19 protein-coding genes are annotated in these 16,201 nt (G+C 41.1%); 18 read left to right on the forward strand and 1 reads right to left on the reverse strand.

Features of this window, described 5'->3' with window-relative positions; genetic code table 11:
- The first annotated feature begins 115 nt into the window (after nt 1–115).
- The 13 genes from csfB to rsmI all read left to right on the forward strand — a co-directional run bounded on the left by csfB (nt 116) and on the right by rsmI (nt 9,396).
- Entirely contained in the window at nt 116–310 is a 195-nt protein-coding gene (csfB, locus tag M0696_RS00180; RefSeq protein WP_166854546.1) for an anti-sigma-G factor, read from the forward strand.
- 133 nt (nt 311–443) lie between these two features.
- Nucleotides 444–1,058 carry a 5-bromo-4-chloroindolyl phosphate hydrolysis family protein gene (locus M0696_RS00185; RefSeq protein WP_222143880.1) on the forward strand — a complete coding sequence of 205 codons (615 nt, stop codon included), beginning with the start codon at nt 444–446 and terminating at the stop codon, nt 1,056–1,058.
- 18 nt (nt 1,059–1,076) lie between these two features.
- The gene (locus M0696_RS00190; protein ID WP_166854544.1) at nt 1,077–2,234 is read left to right on the forward strand and encodes a toxic anion resistance protein; all 1,158 of its coding nucleotides are present in this window, start codon (nt 1,077–1,079) and stop codon (nt 2,232–2,234) included.
- Between the two features lie 81 nt (nt 2,235–2,315).
- Complete coding sequence (locus tag M0696_RS00195) at nt 2,316–3,758, forward strand: aminotransferase class I/II-fold pyridoxal phosphate-dependent enzyme (RefSeq protein ID WP_248602368.1); 1,443 nt, start codon at nt 2,316–2,318, stop codon at nt 3,756–3,758.
- On the forward strand, nt 3,755–4,393 hold the full coding sequence (gene tmk, locus M0696_RS00200; RefSeq protein ID WP_166854542.1) for a dTMP kinase: 639 nt from the start codon (nt 3,755–3,757) through the stop codon (nt 4,391–4,393). The genes M0696_RS00195 and tmk overlap by 4 nt, the downstream gene beginning before the upstream one ends.
- Before the next feature lie 74 nt (nt 4,394–4,467).
- Nucleotides 4,468–4,797 carry a cyclic di-AMP receptor DarA gene (darA, locus tag M0696_RS00205; RefSeq protein ID WP_003218295.1) on the forward strand — a complete coding sequence of 110 codons (330 nt, stop codon included), beginning with the start codon at nt 4,468–4,470 and terminating at the stop codon, nt 4,795–4,797.
- Nucleotides 4,798–4,809: 12 nt separating this feature from the next.
- Nucleotides 4,810–5,250 (forward strand): YaaR family protein, encoded by a 441-nt coding sequence (locus tag M0696_RS00210; protein WP_166854541.1) that lies wholly within the window; start codon nt 4,810–4,812, stop codon nt 5,248–5,250.
- 11 nt (nt 5,251–5,261) lie between these two features.
- Complete coding sequence (gene holB, locus M0696_RS00215) at nt 5,262–6,251, forward strand: DNA polymerase III subunit delta' (protein WP_222143878.1); 990 nt, start codon at nt 5,262–5,264, stop codon at nt 6,249–6,251.
- Between the two features lie 2 nt (nt 6,252–6,253).
- Complete coding sequence (ricT, locus tag M0696_RS00220) at nt 6,254–7,081, forward strand: competence/sporulation regulator complex protein RicT (protein WP_014112290.1); 828 nt, start codon at nt 6,254–6,256, stop codon at nt 7,079–7,081.
- Between the two features lie 14 nt (nt 7,082–7,095).
- Nucleotides 7,096–7,455 carry a replication initiation-control protein YabA gene (yabA, locus tag M0696_RS00225; RefSeq protein ID WP_003218308.1) on the forward strand — a complete coding sequence of 120 codons (360 nt, stop codon included), beginning with the start codon at nt 7,096–7,098 and terminating at the stop codon, nt 7,453–7,455.
- Nucleotides 7,456–7,513: 58 nt separating this feature from the next.
- Nucleotides 7,514–8,257, forward strand: a complete 744-nt coding sequence (locus M0696_RS00230; protein ID WP_003218310.1) for a tRNA1(Val) (adenine(37)-N6)-methyltransferase — start codon at nt 7,514–7,516, stop codon at nt 8,255–8,257.
- Complete coding sequence (locus tag M0696_RS00235) at nt 8,244–8,543, forward strand: GIY-YIG nuclease family protein (RefSeq protein WP_222143877.1); 300 nt, start codon at nt 8,244–8,246, stop codon at nt 8,541–8,543. Before M0696_RS00230 ends, M0696_RS00235 begins: the two co-directional genes overlap by 14 nt.
- Nucleotides 8,518–9,396 carry a 16S rRNA (cytidine(1402)-2'-O)-methyltransferase gene (gene rsmI, locus M0696_RS00240; RefSeq protein WP_166854538.1) on the forward strand — a complete coding sequence of 293 codons (879 nt, stop codon included), beginning with the start codon at nt 8,518–8,520 and terminating at the stop codon, nt 9,394–9,396. Before M0696_RS00235 ends, rsmI begins: the two co-directional genes overlap by 26 nt.
- Nucleotides 9,397–9,444: 48 nt before the next feature.
- Here the strand turns inward: rsmI and abrB are convergent, their stop codons facing one another.
- Entirely contained in the window at nt 9,445–9,735 is a 291-nt protein-coding gene (abrB, locus tag M0696_RS00245) for a transition state genes transcriptional regulator AbrB (protein ID WP_003226760.1), read from the reverse strand.
- Nucleotides 9,736–10,228: 493 nt separating this feature from the next.
- On the opposite strand from abrB, the gene metG reads away from it, so the two are divergent.
- The 5 genes from metG to rsmA all read left to right on the forward strand — a co-directional run bounded on the left by metG (nt 10,229) and on the right by rsmA (nt 16,114).
- Entirely contained in the window at nt 10,229–12,223 is a 1,995-nt protein-coding gene (gene metG / locus M0696_RS00250; RefSeq protein ID WP_222143876.1) for a methionine--tRNA ligase, read from the forward strand.
- A 78-nt stretch (nt 12,224–12,301) separates the two neighbouring features.
- Complete coding sequence (locus M0696_RS00255; protein ID WP_222143875.1) at nt 12,302–13,069, forward strand: TatD family hydrolase; 768 nt, start codon at nt 12,302–12,304, stop codon at nt 13,067–13,069.
- A gap of 155 nt (nt 13,070–13,224) precedes the next feature.
- The gene (locus M0696_RS00260; RefSeq protein WP_222143874.1) at nt 13,225–14,538 is read left to right on the forward strand and encodes a ubiquitin-like domain-containing protein; all 1,314 of its coding nucleotides are present in this window, start codon (nt 13,225–13,227) and stop codon (nt 14,536–14,538) included.
- Between the two features lie 144 nt (nt 14,539–14,682).
- Nucleotides 14,683–15,243: a ribonuclease M5 gene (gene rnmV, locus M0696_RS00265; RefSeq protein ID WP_166854534.1), complete on the forward strand. Its 561-nt coding sequence runs from the start codon at nt 14,683–14,685 to the stop codon at nt 15,241–15,243.
- Nucleotides 15,236–16,114, forward strand: coding sequence for a 16S rRNA (adenine(1518)-N(6)/adenine(1519)-N(6))-dimethyltransferase RsmA (gene rsmA / locus M0696_RS00270; protein ID WP_166854533.1), 879 nt, complete (start codon nt 15,236–15,238; stop codon nt 16,112–16,114). The genes rnmV and rsmA overlap by 8 nt, the downstream gene beginning before the upstream one ends.
- Nucleotides 16,115–16,201 lie beyond the last annotated feature (87 nt).

Here is a 16,201-nt window from a genome sequence, read left to right on the forward strand (position 1 = left end):
ATACAAACACCGACAGCTTATATAGCCCATATACTGAATTCAAGTTTCGAAAAGATCTAAATAGTGTATACAATATCCGGTTTAAGGGAAGGCTAATTGTACGGAGGTGGGGACGATGGACGAAACTGTTAAATCTAATCATACATGTGTGATTTGTGATCAAGAGAAGAATAGAGGCATTCATCTTTATACGAAATTCATATGTTTAGATTGTGAGAGAAAAGTAATTTCTACATCAACTTCTGATCCTGACTATGCCTTTTACGTAAAAAAACTAAAGAGCATTCATACACCGCCCTTATATTCTTAGACCTGAAAAGGTCTTTTTTTTGTACTCTTTCATAAGGAATGGGTTAATAAAAAGAAGATGAAACTTGTTTAGGGATAGAACGTAGTAGATAATAATAGTAAAACTGAGCATATACACAGGAGTCGATTAACTCATGCAGAGGTTTTTTCACTTTTTGATATGGAGTTTAACAAGCAGTGCGACTTTTGTTTTTATAGGGATATTGAGCTTTTTCGGTTTAAATCAGTCGCTTTTCCTATCTTTTGTTTATGGGCTCGCTTCAGGGGCAGTCGTATATACAGCTGGCATTTGGAATGCGAGACGGTTGTTTCTTAAAAGGCATGAACTGACAGGAAGAGAATATGCCTACATTAAGAAAAACCTCGAGGAAGCAAGGCAGAAAATCATACGCCTTCGAAAAGCTTTGTTTCAGGCAAAAAGCATTCAAATGTTTAAACAAAATGCAGAAATGCTGAGACTTGTCAGAAGGATTTATATCCTCACCAAAAAAGAGCCCAAGCGGTTTTATCAGGCTGAGCGCTTTTTTTACCAAACTCTCGATTCAATTGTTGAATTGACAGAGAAATATGCCTTTTTATCATCTCATCCGAAAAAAAGCAAAGAATTGTCGTTGTCGTTGAGTGAGGCGCGTATCACACTTGCGGAATTAACAAAGCGTTTAGAAGAAGATTTAACTCAAGTAATGGGTGATGAAATTGACGAACTGCAATTTGAATTAGATGCAGCAAAGCATTCATTAAAGAAATAATGGAAGAGGGTAAGAGCGATGAATCGAGATCAAAGCGACCTTCATATAGATGAATTATTGGCAGACCCTTTTGGTGATATAGAGATATCTAGGGCGGAGGATATAAAGGCAGAGAACAAGCAAGTACGCCTTGTTGATGTTCTTCCCGAGGAAAACAAGGAACAAGCAATTCAGCTCGCTGGGCAGATCGATCATAAAAATATGCAAAGTATTGTCTTATACGGTTCACAAGCCCAATCTAAACTGCTGAATTTTTCTCATACTATGATTGATCATGTTCAAAAGAAGGATGTCGGAGAGATTGGCGAAATCCTTGGAGAGCTGATGAAAAAGCTGGATCAAGTAAATCCTGATGATCTTCAGTCTAAGAAAAAGGGTTTTTTGGCACGCTTGTTTGGAAGAGTATCGAATTCTCTTCAGGAGGTGCTGTCTAAATATCAAAAGACCAGCGTACAGATTGACAGAATCAGCTTGAAGCTGGAGCACTCTAAAAATGCTTTAATCAGTGACAATAAGCTGTTAGAGCAGTTATATGAAAAAAACAAAGAGTACTTCGCCGCGCTGAATGTTTACATTGCTGCAGGAGAACTGAAGCTCGAGGAATTAAAAACAAAAACGATTCCTGAACTGAAGCAAATGGCCGAATCAAGTGCACATAACCAAATGGCCGTTCAGGAAGTAAACGATTTGCTTCAATTTGCGGACCGGTTAGATAAAAGGGTGCACGATTTGCTTCTAAGCAGGCAAATTACAATCCAAAGCGCTCCGCAAATCAGGCTGATTCAGAATACAAACCAAGCGTTAGCTGAAAAAATTCAGTCATCCATTGTGACAGCAATTCCGCTTTGGAAAAACCAAGTAGCAATTGCGCTGACGCTTTTAAGGCAGCGCAATGCAGTGGATGCGCAACAGAAAGTATCTGATACAACCAACGAGCTATTGTTGAAAAACGCGGAGCTTTTGAAAACCAATACGATTGAAACCGTGCGGGCGAATGAACGAGGCCTTGTTGATATCGATACTTTAAAGAAGGTGCAGGAAAGCTTAATCAGCACGCTTGAAGAAACGCTGACCATACAAGAAGAAGGACGAATCAAACGCCGTCAAGCAGAAGAAGAGCTCATGATGATGGAAGGCGATCTGAAGCAAAAGCTGCTTACAATAAAGGAAAGATAGTTACCAGTAAGTCTAGCTTTAAGTTCTGTCAGAGGCACGATATAATAAAGTATAAGAAGACACATTCAAAGGATTGTTTTAATGAACACACCTTTATATAAAGCATTGATTCAACATGCGAGAAGAAATTCTCATTCATTTCATGTTCCGGGACATCACAATGGAGATGTCTTTTTTGATGACGCTAAGTCGATATTCGATCCGCTTCTCACCATTGATGTAACTGAACTGGCAGGACTGGACGATCTCCATCATCCTTCTGGGGTGATTAAGGAAGCTCAAGAGCTTGTCAGTCAATTATATGGATCGGCGGAAAGTTTTTTTCTGGTGAATGGTACGACTGTCGGGAACTTAGCAATGATTTTATCTGTTTGTGAACCGGGTGATACAGTTCTGGTTCAAAGAAACTGTCATAAATCTGTATTTCATGCAGTTGATTTGGCTGGTGCTGAGCCTGTTTATCTCGCACCTGACATTGATGAAGCGATGCATGTGCCTACGCATGTTCCGCTTATTACAATTAAAAAAGCTTTGGCAGCATATCCAGATGCAAAAGGCTTAGTGCTGACCAATCCGACATATTACGGGCATAGTGCTGATTTGACCGAAATCATTTCAGAGGCCCATCATTACGGGATTCCTGTTTTGGTGGATGAAGCGCATGGCGCACATTTTGTTTTAGGGGAGCCTTTTCCGGTCTCAGCTTTAAAAATGGGGGCAGATATTGTTGTTCAGTCGGCTCATAAAACGCTGCCTGCCATGACGATGGGTTCTTATTTACATCTCAACAGCAGCTGCAGAATTAATCGGAATCGGGTGGCAGAGTATTTAAACCGATTACAAAGCAGCAGCCCGTCTTATCCGATTATGGCTTCATTAGACATTGCCCGCGCATATGTACAGCATATTATAGAAGAACAAAAGCTTTCTGACATTCTGCAGCAGATCCAATCACTTAAACAAACGTTTGATTCACTTTCAAATGCAGAAGCAGTCACACCGGCAGATCCACGGATGATAACAGATCCGCTGAAGCTCACAATTCGTTCAAAACGAGGCCATTCTGGGTATACGCTGCAAAGCATATTAGAGCGTGCCAACATGTTCACTGAGCTTGCTGATGAAAATCAAGTACTGCTCGTTCTCCCATTGGGAGGAAAACGCAGAATAAACGCTGAAACGATTAAAAACATTGATGAAGAGATTGAAAAAGCGCCCCCAGATCAGATGTTTGTTTTTGCAGAATGGAGAGCGCAGCCCATTACTGTCTTGCCTTATCAAAAAAAAGTCTTACAAACGTTCAAGAAAGAATATGTGAACTTTGATGAAGCAGCAGGCCGGCTGAATGCAGAGGATATCATCCCTTATCCTCCGGGTATCCCGATGATCATGGCGGGAGAAAGGATGACAAAAGAAAGTGTGCAAAAGCTCAGCCGCTTGATTAGCATGAAAACGCATGTTCAAGGGAATATGAAAATCAAAGAGAAACAACTACTTGTTTATATAGAAGAGGAGAAATCATGAGCGGTTTATTTATTACATTCGAAGGTCCTGAAGGTGCGGGGAAAACGACAGTTCTGCAGGAAATCAAAAACATACTGACAGCAGAAGGCCTTCAGGTTACAGCAACTCGAGAGCCAGGCGGCATAGATATTGCGGAACAAATTCGAGAGGTCATTCTGAATGAGAACAATACTTTAATGGATCCAAAAACAGAGGCTCTTTTATATGCGGCTGCAAGACGCCAGCATTTAGTTGAAAAAGTAAAACCTGCTTTAGAACAGGGGCATGTTGTTCTTTGTGACAGATTCATAGACAGTTCGCTTGCATACCAAGGATACGCAAGAGGACTTGGGATTGATGAGGTACTGTCAATTAATGAGTTTGCCATCGGAGATATGATGCCCCATGTGACGGTTTATTTTTCAATTGACCCGGAAGAAGGACTGAAACGTATTCACGCAAACGGTTCGCGGGAGAAAAACAGGCTTGATTTAGAAAAATTAAGCTTCCATACAAAGGTACGGGAAGGTTACCAAGAACTGATGAAGCGATTCCCAAAAAGATTTCACTCAGTTGATGCCAGCCAACCCAAAGACCTCGTCGTTCAGGACGTCCTAAAAGTGATCAATGAAGCGTTGAAAAAAATTCAATTGTGACCTGTTTCCCAATAGTTGATATAATAATGTAAACGAGATCATTGTTGTTTCCAATCTAAAGGAGGCCTTCACAGATGAAATTGATAGTGGCAGTTGTACAAGATCAGGACAGCAACCGGCTTTTGAAAACCTTAACGGATCACAACTTTAGAGTTACAAAGCTTGCGACGACGGGAGGATTTCTTAAATCAGGCAATACAACATTTATGATTGGTGTCGAGGATATACGCGTCGATAAGGCATTGAGTCTCATTAAAGAAAACGGACAGAAACGTGATCAGATGATTGCCCCTGTATCTCCAATGGGCGGAAATGCTGATTCATATGTCCCTTATCCAGTCGAAGTTGAAGTTGGCGGAGCGACAGTATTTGTCCTTCCAGTCGATGAATTTCATCAATTTTAAGGATTTGAAACTGTGAAAATTAATAAAGATATACGTACATTTATAGATAATAAGCAGCTTCCTTCTGTGAAAACATCTGAGATCACAGCGTCGTTTAAAACATCAATGGAAAACCAAAGCAGCAAATTGAAATTTGATCAGCTTACCAGGCTCTTATCGGATATAGAAGCGTTTGGAAAAAGACTGACGAAATCCCGAAATTTTAAAGACTTAGCGAGATTTAAAGGACTTGTGAAACGTTTTGTCAAAGAAGCTGTAGACAACGGTCTTTCACACGAAACATCGAAAAGTTTTGACCTGTATGGAAACAGCAGAACGCTGGGACTTGTGAAAGAAATAGATGACAAATTGATACAGCTTACGGAAGAGATGATGGATCAGGAAAAACCGGCAATTGATTTGCTGGAGCGTATTGGCGAAATAAAAGGTTTATTGATTAACCTTTACACATAGAGAGTGATACAATGGCAATATCCTGGAAGGAAATGAACGAGCTTCAGCCAAGAGTGATGAAGCTTTTATATAATAGTATTGAGAAGGACAGACTATCACACGCTTATTTGTTTGAGGGGAAAAAAGGAACAGGCAAGCTTGATGCCGCGTTGCTTCTAGCGAAAAGCTTTTTTTGCCTGAAGGACGGCGCGGAGCCTTGTGAGAACTGCCGAAACTGTAAACGGATAGAGTCGGGGAACCATCCTGATCTCCATCTGGTTCAGCCTGATGGTTTATCGATCAAAAAGGCGCAAATTCAAGCGCTGCAAGAAGAGTTTTCTAAGACAGGGCTTGAATCGCATAAAAAGCTGTATATTATTTCGCACGCAGATCAAATGACAGCAAATGCGGCGAACAGCCTGCTGAAATTTTTAGAAGAACCGAATAAAGACACAATGGCCATCCTCATTACTGAGCAGCCCCAAAGGTTATTGGACACCATCATTTCAAGATGCCAAACCCTTCCATTTCAGCCTTTGCAGCCGGAAGCAATTGAAGACAGACTGATCGAACAGGATGTTTCGCCTCATATCGCAAGGCTTCTGGCCAACATGACCAACAATGTAGCAGAAGCAGTCGAATTAAGTCGAAATGATGAGTTTGCAGAGTCTAGAGCGAAAGTGATAAAATTGTATGAAGTCCTACACCAGCGGAAAGGACATGCTTTTTTCTTTATTCAAGATCAATGGATGCCCTTTTTCAAAGAAAAAACCCATCAAGAAATGGGTCTTGATATGCTCTTATTGATATACCGTGATGTGTTGTCCATCCAAATAGGAAATGAAGATAAATTGATTTATCAAGACTTATTCCAATCAATAAAACAGCATGCGCTACAATCAACACAACAAAGCGTTACGAATCAGATACTTGCTGTTTTAGAAGCAAAGAAACGGCTTCATTCCAATGTGAATGTACAAGGATTAATGGAGCACTTGGTGTTAATGTTGCAGGAGGGATAAGCTTGTACAATGTAATTGGTGTCCGCTTTAAGAAAGCGGGTAAAATATATTATTTTGATCCGAATGGATTTCATATAGAACAGGACAGCTGCGTAATTGTAGAAACTGTCAGAGGCGTAGAGTACGGCCAGGTCGTAATTGCAAATAAACAGGTGGATGAGCATGATGTCGTGCTTCCCCTGCGAAAAGTGATACGTGTGGCTGACGAGCGCGATCTTCTCATCGTAGAAGAAAATAAACAGGAAGCTTTATCAGCATTTGATATCTGCCAAAAGAAAGTGGTTGAACATGGCTTGGATATGAAGCTGGTCGATGTTGAATTCACGTTTGATCGCAATAAAGTCATTTTTTACTTCACTGCTGACGGCCGAGTAGACTTTAGAGAGCTTGTAAAAGATCTGGCTTCTATCTTTAAAACAAGAATTGAGCTGCGCCAAATCGGGGTAAGGGATGAGGCGAAAATGCTCGGAGGAATCGGTCCTTGCGGAAGAATGCTTTGCTGTTCAACGTTCCTTGGAGATTTTGAACCCGTTTCCATTAAAATGGCCAAGGATCAGAACTTGTCTTTAAATCCTACGAAGATTTCAGGTCTTTGCGGACGCTTGATGTGCTGTCTAAAATATGAGAATGATGAGTATGAGACGGCAAAAGAACAGCTTCCCGATATAGGAGAAATGATTACAACAGCAAACGGCCCCGCAAAGGTCGTCGGACTTAATATTCTGGAACGGGTGCTTCAGGTGGAACTGATAAACCGTGAAAAAGTGATAGAATATACTTGGGAAGAGCTCTTGGAAGAGGGCGTCGTATCCGCACAAACCACAGATTAACGAGGTGTGGAACCTTGGATAAAAAAGAGTTATTTGATACAGTCATTAACTTAGAAGAACAAATTGGCTCACTGTACCGGCAGCTGGGGGATTTGAAGCAGCATATCGGTGAGATGATTGAGGAAAATCATCATTTACAGCTTGAAAACAAGCATTTGCGCAAACGGCTGGACGATACGACGCAGCAGATTGAAAAGTTCAAAGCTGATAAAAAAGAATCAAAAACACAGAAGACAGAGCAAACTGATATAGGGGAAGGGTATGATAATCTGGCACGTCTGTATCAAGAAGGGTTTCATATCTGCAATGTCCACTATGGAAGTGTCCGAAAAGAAGATTGTCTTTTCTGTCTGTCATTCTTAAATAAAAAATAAGGAAAAGGCTTCCGCATAAGACGGGAGCCTTTTTCAAAGGTACTGAAAGGATAAGAAGATGGTTTCATTACGTGATGATGAAAGATTAGATTATTTGCTGGCAGAGGACATGAAAATCATACAAAGTCCAACGGTGTTTGCTTTTTCATTGGACGCTGTGCTTCTGTCCAAATTTGCGTACGTTCCGATTCAAAAAGGAAAAATTGTTGATCTATGTACCGGCAATGGCATTGTGCCGCTGCTGCTCAGTACAAGATCAAAAGCAGACATTCTTGGAGTCGAAATTCAAGAAAGGCTGCATGATATGGCTGTTCGCAGTGTGGAGTATAATAAGCTGCAGGATCAGATTCAGATTATACATGATGACCTGAAAAACATGCCGGAGAAGCTCGGACATAATCGATATGATGTTGTCACCTGCAATCCGCCGTATTTTAAAACGCCAAAACAAACTGAACAAAACATGAATGAGCATCTTAGAATTGCAAGACATGAAATTCACTGCACACTGGAGGATGTCATTTCAGTCAGCAGCAAGCTGCTCAAACAAGGGGGAAAGGCAGCCCTTGTTCACAGGCCGGGACGGCTTCTGGAGATTTTTGAACTGATGAAAGCTTACCAAATTGAGCCGAAGCGTGTGCAATTTGTTTATCCGAAGCAAGGGAAAGAGGCCAATACCATTTTGGTTGAAGGCATCAAAGGCGGGCGTCCGGATTTAAAAATTCTTCCCCCTCTGTTCGTTTATGACGAACAAAATGAATATACAAAAGAAATCAGGACCATTTTATATGGAGACAAATAATCATTTCTTCTATGTCGTGCAATGCAGGGACAATAGCTGGTATGCCGGGTATACTAACGATCTGCAGAAACGGGTGAAAACTCACAATGATGGAAAGGGCGCAAAGTATACCAAAGTTAGACGGCCAGTTGAATTGATTTTTGCCGAAACTTTCACAACGAAGCGGGAAGCCATGCAGGCGGAATATTATTTCAAAAAACTAACTCGAAAGAAAAAAGAGCTTTATATAGAAGAAAAGCGGAACAGCAAGGAGGCTGTATATGTTAAGGCGCCAAATGAGCTTTAATGGAAAGTCGGACATGGGGATTCTTTATTTGGTCCCAACCCCAATCGGAAATTTAGAGGATATGACATTCCGGGCGATCAACACGCTAAAATCAGTGGATGCAATTGCTGCGGAAGATACGAGACAAACGAAAAAGCTTTGTCATGTATATGAAATTGAAACACCACTCGTTAGTTATCACGAACATAATAAAGAAAGCAGCGGGCACAAAATCATTGAATGGCTGAAATCGGGAAAAAACATTGCCCTTGTCAGTGACGCCGGGCTGCCGACGATTTCTGATCCTGGAGCTGAAATCGTGAAGGATTTTACGGAGATAGGCGGTTATGTTGTTCCGTTGCCGGGAGCAAATGCTGCATTAACAGCTCTAATCGCTTCAGGTATTGTACCGCAGCCTTTCTTCTTTTACGGTTTTCTCAACAGACAGAAAAAAGAAAAGAAGAAGGAGCTTGAGGGTCTTAAAAAACGGAAGGAAACGATCATCTTTTATGAAGCGCCTCACAGATTGAAGGAAACTTTGTCAGCGATGGCGGAGATATTAGGAGATCGAGAAATTGCTGTAACGCGTGAACTCACAAAAAAATATGAAGAGTTTATCAGAGGCACGATATCCGAGGTCATTGAATGGGCAAATGAGGATCAGATACGCGGTGAGTTTTGTCTCGTCGTAGAAGGCAGTAAAAATGAAGAATCAGATGAGGAAACACAATGGTGGGAAACCCTCACGGCGAAAGAACATGTCGAGCATTACATCTCTAAAGGCGCTACTTCTAAAGAAGCTATTAAAAAAGCAGCAGTCGATCGCAATGTTCCAAAGCGTGAAGTATACGATGCTTACCATATTCAGCAATAAAAAAACGTTCTTGTGTCATAACAAGAACGTTTTTTGTATAAGAAACGATTATTTAAGGTTTTGAAGCTGGTTTTGGATTTCGCTGATGATTTGCTCAGCGCCTTCTTTACTAAGAACCAATTTACCGCCTGCAAGTTTAAGGTTATCATCAGAAACTTCACCAGTTACTTGGCAAGTCATGTTTGGTTTATATTTTTTAAGGATGATTTTTTCGTCATCAACATAAATTTCAAGAGCATCTTTTTCTGCGATTCCAAGAGTACGACGCAATTCGATAGGAATAACTACACGTCCTAATTCATCAACTTTACGTACAATACCAGTAGATTTCATAAACATTCTCCTCCCAAGAGATAATTATTGTTTAAATTATATTTTTCTTCGTCATTATTCGACAAAATCCTTACCTTCATAGCATAACAAGGTTTCCAATAATCGTCAATCATTTTGTTTACTATTCATTGTAAGAATTAGTTCTTATAGTCAGTAATGTCTTGGAAACTACCGGAATAACAGCATTTTATAAATATTTAATAAAGCTATTATCCTACTAAAAATCCTTTTAAATCAAGACTTTCGAACCAAGGTTTTTTATTTCATTTGATTATATACGACAAAATTCGACATGAACAGACTTTTTTTACTTTCATTAAAGATTTTTAATTTTAATTATTCTTTTTCAGGGCATACGTATATATTCTTGATCTTAAAGGCTAAGATGGTATCATAGATAAAGGATAAATATAAATAATAATCATATATGATTTGCACTTATCGCCGCTCTCGTCCTTTGGGCGGGAGCTTTTTGACATTCTGATTGGGAGGTTTCAAGATGCCGCAAGAAAACAATACATTTTACATTACAACACCGATTTATTATCCGAGCGGAAAATTACATATCGGCCATGCATATACGACAGTCGCGGGAGATGCAATGGCACGCTACAAAAGATTAAAAGGGTTCGATGTTCGCTATTTAACAGGAACGGACGAGCATGGGCAAAAGATCCAGCAAAAAGCTGAACAGGAAAACATTACACCTCAGGAGTATGTGGATCGTGCAGCGGCAGATATTCAGAAACTGTGGAAGCAGCTTGAAATCTCAAACGACGATTTTATCCGTACGACAGAAAAACGGCATAAAGTTGTGATTGAAAAGGTGTTTCAAAAGCTTCTTGATAACGGAGACATCTATCTTGATGAATATGAAGGCTGGTACAGTATCCCGGATGAAACATTCTACACGGAAACTCAGCTGATTGATATCGAGCGAAATGAAAAGGGAGAGGTCATCGGCGGAAAAAGCCCTGACAGCGGTCACCCAGTTGAATTGATCAAAGAGGAATCTTATTTCTTCCGTATGGGTAAATATGCGGATCGTCTTCTGAAATACTATGAAGAGAACCCGACATTCATTCAGCCGGAATCACGCAAAAACGAAATGATTAACAACTTTATCAAGCCTGGACTTGAGGATTTGGCTGTATCACGTACCACTTTTGACTGGGGAGTGAAGGTGCCGGAAAATCCAAAGCACGTTGTATATGTTTGGATCGACGCGTTATTTAACTATTTAACAGCACTCGGTTATGATACAGAAAACGATGAGCTTTATCAAAAATATTGGCCTGCCGATGTTCATTTAGTTGGTAAGGAGATTGTAAGGTTCCATACCATTTACTGGCCAATTATGCTAATGGCGCTGGATCTTCCGCTGCCAAAGCAAGTATTTGCGCATGGCTGGCTTTTGATGAAAGACGGAAAGATGTCGAAATCAAAAGGGAACGTTGTGGATCCGGTCACATTAATTGAACGCTACGGTTTAGATGAGCTTCGTTATTACCTGCTTCGCGAAGTGCCATTCGGATCTGACGGTGTATTCACGCCGGAAGGTTTTGTTGAGCGGATTAACTATGATTTAGCGAATGATTTAGGAAACCTATTGAATCGTACGGTTGCGATGATCAATAAGTATTTTGACGGACAAATTGGTTCTTACAAGGGTGCCGTGACGGAATTTGACCAAACGCTCACTTCAGTCGCTGAAGAAACGGTGAAGGCTTACGAGAAAGCAATGGAAAACATGGAATTCTCAGTGGCTCTTTCGACATTGTGGCAGCTAATCAGCCGCACAAATAAATACATTGATGAGACAGCTCCATGGGTGCTTGCGAAAGATCCGGCAAAAGAAGAAGAACTGCAATCAGTTATGTACCACCTTGCTGAATCATTACGTATTTCAGCTGTGCTGCTTCAGCCGTTCTTAACAAAGACACCGGAAAAAATGTTCGAGCAGCTGGGCATTACTGATGAAGCTTTAAAAGCTTGGGACAGCATTACAGCTTTCGGCCAACTGAAAGATACAAAAGTACAAAAAGGCGAGCCGTTGTTCCCTCGCTTAGAGGCAGAAGAAGAAATTGCTTACATCAAAGGGAAAATGCAGGGCTCAGCACCAGCTAAAGAAGAAACAAAAGAAGAAGAGCCGCAAGAGGTTGATCGTTTACCTGAAATTACGATTGATCAATTCATGGATGTAGAACTTCGCGTGGCTGAGGTCATTCAGGCAGAGCCTGTGAAAAAAGCGGACCGTTTATTGAAGCTGCAGCTGGATCTTGGTTTTGAAAAACGCCAAGTCGTATCTGGTATTGCGAAGCATTATACGCCTGAAGAGCTTGTTGGGAAAAAACTCGTTTGTGTAACAAATCTAAAACCGGTTAAACTGAGAGGAGAGCTTTCTCAAGGTATGATCCTTGCGGGGGAAGCAGACGGCGTATTAAAAGTCGTGTCTATCGATCAGTCGTTACCAAAAGGCACAAGAATTAAATAGTGATAAACAAAAGGTGTTTCACGTGTAACAATTCGTCGAACACCTTTTGTGTTTCGACAAGAAAGGAGTTTTTGACTTATGTTGTTTGACACACACGCGCATTTAAATGCAGAACAATATGATACTGATCTGGAAGAGGTTATTGAACGGGCAAAAGCTGAAAAAGTAGAACGGATTGTTGTAGTTGGTTTTGACCGTCCGACCATTACTCGTGCGATGGAAATGATTGAGGAATATGATTTTATTTATGCAGCCATCGGTTGGCATCCTGTTGACGCAATTGATATGACAGAGGAAGATTTATCGTGGATTAAAGAGCTTTCTGCTCATGAGAAAGTGGTAGCGATAGGTGAAATGGGACTGGATTACCATTGGGATAAATCTCCTAAAGATGTTCAAAAAGAGGTGTTCAGAAAACAAATCGCCTTAGCAAAGGAGGTAAATCTTCCTATTATCATTCACAACCGTGATGCGACGGAGGATGTCGTGACGATTTTGAAAGAAGAAGGCGCAGAAGCTGTGGGCGGAATCATGCACTGCTTTACAGGAAGTGCAGAAGTGGCGAGAGAATGCATGAAAATGAATTTTTATTTATCATTTGGGGGACCGGTGACTTTCAAAAATGCGAAGAAGCCGAAGGAAGTTGTGAAGGAAATTCCGAATGACCGGTTGCTGATTGAAACTGACTGCCCGTTTCTCACACCTCATCCTTTTCGTGGAAAAAGAAATGAGCCAAGCTATGTGAAGTATGTGGCAGAGCAAATCGCTGAATTAAAAGGAATGACTTTCGAAGAAGTTGCTTCAATCACGACTGAAAATGCAAAAAGACTTTTCCGTATAAACTGACAAAAAACGCTAGCGGGTTTTGTAAGAGCTTGTCCCTTACAGCGTTTTTCTATAAAAGTTCTACATGCTTTCTTCTCCTCATAGGATAGGTTTGTCGACAAGTCTTTCTTCCGTTTCTCAGTGTAATTCAGGATAATGAAGAAGATACTGAGCTTTTGGGAGAAAGAGAGGGGAGGGTTGACAGCCTTTTAGATACTCTATATAATCTCTCCGAGGAGAAGGAGGCGTTTTTCATCACACAAAAAATGAAAAAGCTGTTTTCCGTAAAGCTTAGCAAAAGCAAAGTCATTCTGGTTGCTGCTTGTTTGCTTTTGGCAGGAAGCGGGACTGCATACGCGGCTCATGAGCTGACAAAACAATCAGTCTCAGTTTCTATCAATGGCAAAAAGAAACATATACGCACACATGCAAAAACAGTCGGTGATCTTTTAGATACGCTTGATATAAAGACAAGAGACGAAGACAAGATCACACCTGCTAAACAGACAAAGATCACAGCAGATATGGATGTTGTGTATGAGGCTGCAAAACCTGTGAAGCTTACAATAAACGGGGAAGAAAAGACATTATGGTCAACAGCAAAAACGGTCGGTGCATTACTGGACGAACAAAATGTTGATGTGAAAGAACAAGATCAAATTGATCCCGCAATAGATACAGATATTTCGAAAGACATGAAGATTAACATAGAACCAGCATTCCAAGTTACTGTGAATGATGCAGGAAAACAAAAGAAGATCTGGACGACTTCGACTACGGTCGCTGACTTTTTAAAACAGCATAAGATGAACATAAAAGACGAAGATAAAATCAAGCCTGCGTTAGATGTAAAGCTGACGAAAGGAAAGGCTGATGTTACAATTACTCGTATCGAAAAGGTCACCGATGTAGTTGAAGAGAAAATCGCGTTCGATGTGAAAAAGCAAGAAGACGCTTCTCTTGAAAAAGGGAAAGAAAAGGTCGTCCAAAAAGGGAAAGAAGGCAAGCTTAACAAACATTTCGAAGTCGTGAAAGAAAACGGCAAAGAAGTGTCCAGAGAGCTTGTAAAAGAAGAAACAGCTGAACAAAGCAAAGATAAAGTGATTGCTGTCGGCACAAAACAAAGCAGTCCAAAGATTGAAAAGGTTAGTGCTTCCGGTGATTCAAAAACAGTTGTGTCCCGCAGCAATGAATCAACAGGCAAAGTCATGACTGTATCATCTACGGCTTATACGGCAAGCTGCAGCGGTTGTTCAGGTCATACAGCTACAGGCGTCAATTTAAAAAATAACCCGAATGCCAAAGTTATCGCTGTAGATCCAAATGTCATTCCGCTAGGCTCCAAAGTCCACGTTGAGGGCTATGGATATGCCATTGCTGCGGATACTGGTTCAGCAATTAAAGGGAACAAAATAGACGTCTTTTTCCCGAAGAAATCATCGGCGTACCGATGGGGAAATAAAACAGTCAAAATTAAAATCTTAAATTAATATATACTTATGTATTCAGAGGGTTTTGCGCCCTCTGTTTTTTTCGTTATAATAGACAAAGTGTATTTTCTGCTTATTAGACGCTCGACATAAGAAAAAGTTTCATGAATATACAAAAGTTTTTATTTTGTCTTGGAGGAAATAATGAAAATTAAAGAGATCATTGTGGTCGAGGGGCGTGATGATACGGCCCGCATCAAATTGGCTGTTGATGCAGACACAATTGAAACAAATGGTTCAGCCATCGATGATCAAGTTATTGACCAAATCCGTTTGGCCCAGAAGACCAGAGGCGTCATCATTTTAACGGATCCGGACTTCCCTGGAGAGAAGATCCGCAAAACCATTTCAGAGGCTGTACCCGGCTGTAAGCATGCATTTTTGCCAAAACATCTTGCCAAACCTAAAAACAAGCGGGGAATTGGTGTGGAGCATGCATCGATTGAAAGCATTAGGGCATGTTTAGAAAACGTGCACGAGGAGATGGAATCGCAGCCGAGTGACATTTCAGCTGAGGATTTGATTCATGCTGGACTGATTGGCGGATCTGCGGCCAAACGCCGGCGCGAACGACTGGGTGATCTGTTGAAAATCGGCTATACAAATGGCAAACAACTTCAAAAACGGCTGCAAATGTTTCAAATTAAAAAAAGTGATTTTATGAGTGCGCTCGATACCGTTAAGCGGGAGGAACAGAATGAGTAAAGATATTGCGACACCGATTAGAACGAAAGAGATACTGAAGAAATATGGTTTTTCTTTTAAAAAGAGCTTAGGACAGAATTTCTTAATTGATACGAACATTTTAGACAGAATTGTCGATCACGCGGAAGTGACGGAGAAAACAGGTGTCATAGAAATCGGCCCGGGAATCGGGGCATTGACCGAACAGATTGCCAAACGGGCGAAAAAGGTCGTGGCATTTGAAATTGACCAGCGATTATTGCCGATTCTGAAGGATACGCTGTCACCTTACGACAATGTCACTGTCATTCATCAGGACGTGTTAAAGGCTGATGTCAAATCGGTCATTGAAGAACAATTTCAAGACTGCGATGAGATCATGGTTGTAGCCAACCTTCCTTATTACGTGACAACGCCGATTATCATGAAACTGCTTGAAGAACATCTTCCGCTGAAAGGGATTGTGGTCATGCTGCAAAAAGAAGTGGCAGAGCGCATGGCGGCAGACCCTTCATCTAAGGAATACGGCTCCCTTTCGATCGCGGTGCAATTTTATACAGAAGCCAAAACGGTGATGACCGTTCCGAAAACTGTGTTTGTTCCTCAGCCTAATGTAGATTCCGCAGTCATTCGGCTGATTCTCCGCGACGGCCCGGCAGTGGACGTGGAAAACGAAGCCTTTTTCTTTCAGTTAATCAAGGCAAGCTTTGCTCAGCGCCGTAAAACGCTGCTCAATAACTTAGTCAACAACTTGCCTGATGGAAAAGCACAAAAAACAGCGATTGAGCAAGTTTTGGAAGAAACAAATATTGACGGCAAGCGCCGAGGTGAATCCCTGTCTATCGAGGAGTTCGCAGCGCTGTCTAACGGATTGTATAAAGCCCTTTTCTAAAAGGGCTTTTTGTTTTGCGCACCACATGGACTGCCGCTACATAGGCTAGAGAAGGACCTTTCATTCAATGATAAGAAAAAACTTGGA

Origin of the sequence: Bacillus rugosus, assembly GCF_023238245.1 — a bacterium.
Lineage (GTDB): Bacteria > Bacillota > Bacilli > Bacillales > Bacillaceae > Bacillus > Bacillus rugosus.

Bases quoted from the DNA above. Each gene is read 5' to 3' on its own strand.
- holB (WP_222143878.1), top strand. From the start codon at position 5,262: ATGGCAATATCCTGGAAGGAAATGAACGAGCTTCAGCCAAGAGTGATG.
- rsmA (WP_166854533.1), top strand. From the start codon at position 15,236: ATGAGTAAAGATATTGCGACACCGATTAGAACGAAAGAGATACTGAAG.
- rnmV (WP_166854534.1), top strand. From the start codon at position 14,683: ATGAAAATTAAAGAGATCATTGTGGTCGAGGGGCGTGATGATACGGCC.
- M0696_RS00235 (WP_222143877.1), top strand. From the start codon at position 8,244: ATGGAGACAAATAATCATTTCTTCTATGTCGTGCAATGCAGGGACAAT.
- csfB (WP_166854546.1), top strand. From the start codon at position 116: ATGGACGAAACTGTTAAATCTAATCATACATGTGTGATTTGTGATCAA.
- M0696_RS00195 (WP_248602368.1), top strand. From the start codon at position 2,316: ATGAACACACCTTTATATAAAGCATTGATTCAACATGCGAGAAGAAAT.
- M0696_RS00185 (WP_222143880.1), top strand. From the start codon at position 444: ATGCAGAGGTTTTTTCACTTTTTGATATGGAGTTTAACAAGCAGTGCG.
- M0696_RS00190 (WP_166854544.1), top strand. From the start codon at position 1,077: ATGAATCGAGATCAAAGCGACCTTCATATAGATGAATTATTGGCAGAC.
- darA (WP_003218295.1), top strand. From the start codon at position 4,468: ATGAAATTGATAGTGGCAGTTGTACAAGATCAGGACAGCAACCGGCTT.
- M0696_RS00230 (WP_003218310.1), top strand. From the start codon at position 7,514: ATGGTTTCATTACGTGATGATGAAAGATTAGATTATTTGCTGGCAGAG.
- rsmI (WP_166854538.1), top strand. From the start codon at position 8,518: ATGTTAAGGCGCCAAATGAGCTTTAATGGAAAGTCGGACATGGGGATT.
- metG (WP_222143876.1), top strand. From the start codon at position 10,229: ATGCCGCAAGAAAACAATACATTTTACATTACAACACCGATTTATTAT.
- tmk (WP_166854542.1), top strand. From the start codon at position 3,755: ATGAGCGGTTTATTTATTACATTCGAAGGTCCTGAAGGTGCGGGGAAA.
- abrB (WP_003226760.1), bottom strand. From the start codon at position 9,735: ATGTTTATGAAATCTACTGGTATTGTACGTAAAGTTGATGAATTAGGA.
- M0696_RS00255 (WP_222143875.1), top strand. From the start codon at position 12,302: ATGTTGTTTGACACACACGCGCATTTAAATGCAGAACAATATGATACT.